The sequence below is a fragment of the Stenotrophomonas maltophilia group sp. Smal17 genome (assembly GCF_030237045.1).
GTDB lineage: Bacteria > Pseudomonadota > Gammaproteobacteria > Xanthomonadales > Xanthomonadaceae > Stenotrophomonas > Stenotrophomonas forensis.
Genome location: NZ_JASJSU010000149.1, coordinates 1 through 5,458, shown reverse-complemented (window position 1 = coordinate 5,458; position 5,458 = coordinate 1). Strand labels below are relative to the sequence as shown.

3 protein-coding genes and 1 pseudogene are annotated in these 5,458 nt (G+C 69.5%); 2 read left to right on the top strand and 2 right to left on the bottom strand.

What is annotated here, in order from left to right; translation table 11 throughout:
• The first annotated feature begins 177 nt into the window (after positions 1–177).
• On the top strand, positions 178–954 hold the full coding sequence (locus QRO93_RS21030) for a lytic transglycosylase domain-containing protein (protein WP_053448645.1): 777 nt from the start codon (positions 178–180) through the stop codon (positions 952–954).
• 7 nt (positions 955–961) lie between these two features.
• On the opposite strand, the gene QRO93_RS21025 is transcribed toward QRO93_RS21030, so the two are convergent.
• Complete coding sequence (locus QRO93_RS21025) at positions 962–2,482, bottom strand: hypothetical protein (protein ID WP_180880825.1); 1,521 nt, start codon at positions 2,480–2,482, stop codon at positions 962–964.
• Between the two features lie 165 nt (positions 2,483–2,647).
• On the opposite strand from QRO93_RS21025, the pseudogene QRO93_RS21585 reads away from it, so the two are divergent.
• Positions 2,648–4,729: pseudogene (locus QRO93_RS21585) on the top strand (gluconolaconase).
• Here the strand turns inward: QRO93_RS21585 and QRO93_RS21010 are convergent.
• On the bottom strand, positions 4,707–5,114 hold the full coding sequence (locus QRO93_RS21010; protein WP_164086203.1) for a YciI family protein: 408 nt from the start codon (positions 5,112–5,114) through the stop codon (positions 4,707–4,709). The pseudogene QRO93_RS21585 and the gene QRO93_RS21010 overlap by 23 nt on opposite strands.
• Between the last annotated feature and the right edge of the window lie 344 nt (positions 5,115–5,458).

Sequence of the window (5,458 nt, the reverse complement as noted above, 5' to 3'; positions counted from 1 at the left end):
CATCGAGCCCCCACGGATGGGTTTACGGCGTGTCCTGCCGGGCCACACCTACCCGACCACCCCTCAACAGCCCAGCGCCGCTCTGGGTGTTGACGTTGCTTCTGCAGGTGCAGGGCGCAGCCCCGCCGACCCCCATTCACCCAACATTAGCGGGCGCGGCCGGATCATCCGGCCGCCATGTCCTGTCGCCCGCTCCTGCTCGCGCTGTTGCTGCTGCCCGGCCTGTGGCCCGGGCCGGCCAGCGCGCGCACGGTCTACCGCTGCGTGCAGGGCAACACCGTCAGTCTGGCCACCGCACCGGAACCGGGTTCGCGCTGCACGCCGAAGGAAATCGACGACAACGCCATCCAGACCCCGAACCTGTGGGGCAACATGGGCGTGTTCAGCGGTGTGCTGTACGAGCGCGAGCAGGACGGTGCGCTGGTCTACTCGACCCGCAACCTGCCCGGCTCGCGGGTGTTCCTGAAATTCACCGTGGCCACGCCGCCGGGCGAGCCGGCCCATGAGGGCCTGGGCAAGGTCGGCAAGCCCCAGCTGGCGCAGCACGCCAGGCAGTTCAAGGCCGCCGCCAAGGCCACCGGCGTCGACGATGCGTGGCTGCGTGCGATTGCCCATGCCGAAAGCAACTTCGATGCGCTGGCGGTGTCGACCAAGGGCGCACAGGGCGTGATGCAGCTGATGCCCGATACCGCGCAGGAATACGGCGTGCGTGATCCGTTCTCGCCGCAGCAGTCGATTGATGGTGGCGCCCGCTACATGCGCGCGCTGCTGCGCCGCTACAACGGCGACCGGCCGCTGGCGGCGGCCGCCTACAACGCCGGCATCGGGGCGGTCACCCGCTACAAGGGCGTCCCGCCGTATGCCGAAACCCTCGCCTATGTGGACAAGGTGATGGCGCTGTACGCGCGCTACCGCGAAGCGATGGGCATCCGTACCGAGGTACCGGCGCGCTAGGCGCTGCTCAGCGCGAGGTACCGCTGCTGACCAGCGCGTAGCGCTCGATGCGGCCGACGCGTGCGACCTCGGCCTGCACGTCGGCACGCTGCTTGAGCGCACGCCATGCCGCATCGATGCGCACATCGCCGGGCAGCGACGGATAGGTGCGCATGTCCTGCAGGCTGGCCAGGGTCTCGCCGCGGTCGACCGGCGAGCGCAGCTGCCCGATCAGCACCGCGGCCGCGCCGTCCAGGTCACCCTGCTCCAGCAGCATCTCGCGATGGAACAGGGGGGCATCGTCGCGCTGGGCGAGGATCACCTCGCGTGCGGTCTCCATTGCGCGGGTATCGCCCTGGCAGCGGGCGGCGGCGAACTGCACCAGCGCCTGTGCGGCTTTGCCATAGCCGGCCAGGCCCTGGATGCCCTGCACCGCCTGCGCCGCCTCCTGCGGGCGACCCAGCGAGATCAACAGGAAGCCGATGTTCAACTGGTGCTCGATGCTGTTGGGACCGAGTGCACCGATGCGCGTGGCCTGCTGCGCGGTCGCCAGTGCGTCGTCGAGCCGGCCCAGCCGCCGCAGTGCCGTGAGCCGGCTGTTGAGCAGCCACCCCACCCATTCGGCGTCGGTGGCCGAAGGCGACTCACCTGCGGCGGCCGCACGGGCCATGCCGTCGGTCAGCGCCAGCACTTCCTCGTTGCGGTCCAGCATCAGCAGCGTGCTGCTGAATTCGGCCATGCGCGCGTCCAGTGCGCGATCGAGCAGGCCCGACACACGCAGTTCGTCCAGATGCTTCTGCGCGGCCTTCACCGGATCAAAGTGTGGATCGCTGCGGTCGACATAGCGGTCGAAGCGCTTGTCGCTGCGCAGCCGGATGATCTCGGCGGGGCCCTTGATACGTGCCAGGGTTGCCGGGACGTCATCGCTACGGCCGTTCTCGGCCTGCAACGTGGCCAGTGCCAGCCACATGCCGGTCGGTTCCAGGCCGCCACTCTTCCAGCCGTTGTCGAACAGCGCCTGCAGCAGTTCCATGCGCTGTTGCGGCTGGTCGCGCAGGCGGTACTGCAGGTACCTGACGGTGTCGTTCTGCAGCGGCAGCGGCGCGTCGGCATGCTTCAGCGCCCGCACCAGGTACTTCGTGGCCGGTGCGGGCTGGCTCTCGGACAGTTCGAGCGAGACCAGGGTCAGCAGGATCTGCGCGTCGTCCGGCAATGCGTCCACGGCGCGCTGCAGGTAGCGGCGGGCCTGGACCGGCTTCTTCTGCACCATCGCCGTCCACCCGGCCACCTGCGAGGCACGGCCCTGCCGTTCGGCGTCGAAGTCATCCAGCAGCGGATCCTCCATCAGCTGTTCCATCGTGATCAGCGCACCCAGTGTGTTGCCACTGCGCGATTGCTCGATCGCGTCATCCCAGCGCTTGGCGTAGGCCATGTGCACGGCATCGCTGGTGACCGACGGCTTCTGCGGCGCCACGGTGATCGAGGCCGAAGCGGGGGTGCCTGCCAGTGCGGCCAGCAGCACGGCGGCGAGAGGGAGGGTGCGGGGCATGGAGGATCTCCATCCGTGGGGACAACATTGAAACCGCTGCTGCCAGCGAGAACAAGCGCGATGCATGGAACTCTGGCGCCCGCCGGTACGACTGGCCGTGGCGGATCGCCTGCGCAGCGTCTATTGTCGGTGCCTCTTCAGGCAACAGGCAGGCAGCGCAGCGCGATGGCACGGTGGCAATGGATGGCAGCAGGCGTGGCAGTGGCAACCGCAGTGGCATTGGCTGCAACCTGGTGGGAGACGCCGTTGCGCACGCTGGCTGAACCGGCAGGCCCGGCGCCCACGCCGTTGGCCTGGACCGCACAGATCGAGCCGTTGGCCGGCGATGGCCATCCGGGTGATCGTGACGGTGCCTCGGCACAGGCCCGCTTTGCCGATCCCTATGCGTTGCTGCGCGGCGCCGATGGCAGCGTGTACTTCACCGATGCCGGTGACAACAACCGCATCCGCCGACGCCTGCCCGACGGCCGTGTCGAAACCGTGGCCGGGCAGGGCGAAGGGCGCATCGATGGCCCGGCGTTGCAGGCCAGCTTCAACACCCCATCCGGCATTGCCGCCGATGCGCAGGGCAACCTGTATGTGGCCGACACCGGCAACCATGCGATCCGCCGCATCGGCATTGACGGCCAGGTGACCACGCTGGCCGGGGGCGCGCAGGGCCATGCCGATGGACCGGTCGCGCAGGCGCGCTTCGATGCACCGATGGGCATCGCGGTGGATGCGCAGGGCCAGGTCTACGTGGCCGATACGTTCAACGATCGCATCCGGGTGATCGGCACCGATGGCAGCGTGCGTACGCTGGCCGGCGGTGGGCGTCCGGGGTTGGCCGATGGCGTGGGCGAGGCGGCGCGCTTCGATACGCCAGTGGCACTGGCCTTCGACGCGCAGGGCGCGCTGCTGGTGGCCGACCTGTTCAACAATGCGGTGCGCCGCGTCGGCCCCGATGGCACGGTCAGCACGGTGGTGGCTGCCGGGGGCGTGATCAACGGCCCGCTGTCGTTGGCCACCACCCACGACGGCGTGCTGTACGTGGGGGACATGGATGGCCGGATCGTGCAGGTGACACCGCAGGGCCATCAGATCGCGCTGGTGGGCAACGGCCGCCTGCCGCGCCTGGCCCGCCCCAGCGGACTGGCGATGGATGCCGATGGCAGTGTGCTGGTGGCCGATGCGGCCAGCTACCGCCTGCACCGGCTGCGCCCACTGCCGGTGGGTGACCTGCCGGCACCGGCGCTGGTCGGCCCCGCCGCCGACGCCGCGCTGCCAGACACGGGCGGGCGCTGGCCGCTGGCACCGCAGGACGGCTGGCACGAAGTGGTCGGCACGCTGGGCGAGGTGCGCGGCAACTTCAAAGGCGAGAGCCGCCACCACCTGCACGGCGGCTTCGATGTGCGCGGCGATGTCGGGTAGACCGTGCTGGCGATCGCCGAGGGCAAGGTCAGCAGCCCGATGGCCGCCTGGAGCCTGGGCGAGCAGGCCGAAGGCCTGTCGGTGGATCGCCTCAAGTACATCCACATGCGGGTCGGCCGCACGCCTCGCGATGCACCGTTCGACGCGCGCTGGCAGGCGCTGTACGACGAGCAGGGCACGCTGCAGCGGATGCGCGTGCGACGTGGCATGCGCATCCACGTGGGTGATCGCCTGGGCAGCATCAACAACCAGGCGCACGTGCACCTGGCGGTGGGTAACGGTGGCTTCGAGACCAACGCGGTGGCGCTGGGCTTCCGCAACTACGCCGATCACTTCGCACCGCGCATCACCGATGTGGCCCTGCTGGACGACAACGACCAGCCGATGGCCGCAGGTGGCGATGGCGTGGTGATGGTGGCGCGCCAGGGTCGCGGCGTGCAGATCGTGGTCGAGGCCTGGGACCAGGTCGACAACAACCTGCCGCGCCGCCGCCTGGGCATGTACCAGGTGGGCTACCAGATCCTCGATGGCGCTGGACAGCCGCTGCAGGGTTACGAGCAGCCGCGCTGGAACATCGTGTTCAACCGCATGCCGCCGCAGAAGGAAGCGGTGCGCGTGGCCTATGCACCGGACAGTGGCATCACCGTGCATGGCAGCGCGGTGACCCGGTTCCGTTACCTGGCCACCAACACCGTGCGTGACGGCCTGATGGAAACCGGCCGCTGGCAGCCGGCGGCGCTGCCGCCGGGCGAGTACATCGTGCGTGCCAGCGTGCGCGACTACAGCGGCAACGAAGGCATCGGCCCGCGCGAGATCAGAGTGCGGCTGCTGCCATAGCGGCGGCGGGGGCGCCGCAGCGTTCGCGCTCGGCGTCCATGTCTTCGAGTGGACGCACCTCGATGCTGCCGAAGCGTGCCCACGGGAACTCGCGGGCGATGCGCATGGCTTCATCGCGGTCGCGCGCCACGATCAGGTTGAAGCCGGCCAGCAGTTCGCGGGTTTCGGCAAACGGGCCATCCAGCACGCGGCTGTGCCCCTCGCGCACGCGCAGGGTCTGCGCGGTATCGACCGGCTGCAGCTTCTGCGCGGCCAGCAGCGTGCCTTCGGCCTGCAGCTTGTCGGCGTGGGCGAGGCAGTCGCGCATCAGCGCGTTGAATTCTTCGGTGGGCAGCGCCTGCAGCAGGGCAGGCTCGATGTAGATCAGAAGCAGGTACTGCTGCATGGCACGGTCCTGGCGCGGGCGGGGTGCCCATGATGGCGCAGGATTGCGCGTGGGCATGTTGCAGCGCGGGAGGCGCGCCTTCGGCGGGGATCGGCGAACGGCGAGGCCCCTCCGTGGTGGATCTACAGCGTGATTCTTGGGCTTGGCCGGGTGGGTAGGCGGGCCGGGGGACGCCGTGAACCCGTCCATGGGGGCTTGGCCGCGGCATCCATGCCGCGGACACCCCCGCCCCGCCTACCCACCCGTCCCTGGACAGGTTCCTGCGGCGTCCACCACGGAAAATCACAAGCAAGAGCAGAAGCGGGTCGCTTCGCTCGCAAAGCGGTGGCCGCCAGCCAATCGCT

Excerpts from the sequence above, each read along its gene's own strand:
- QRO93_RS21025 (WP_180880825.1), bottom strand. The coding sequence starts at position 2,482 with ATGCCCCGCACCCTCCCTCTCGCCGCCGTGCTGCTGGCCGCACTGGCA.
- QRO93_RS21010 (WP_164086203.1), bottom strand. The coding sequence starts at position 5,114 with ATGCAGCAGTACCTGCTTCTGATCTACATCGAGCCTGCCCTGCTGCAG.
- QRO93_RS21030 (WP_053448645.1), top strand. The coding sequence starts at position 178 with ATGTCCTGTCGCCCGCTCCTGCTCGCGCTGTTGCTGCTGCCCGGCCTG.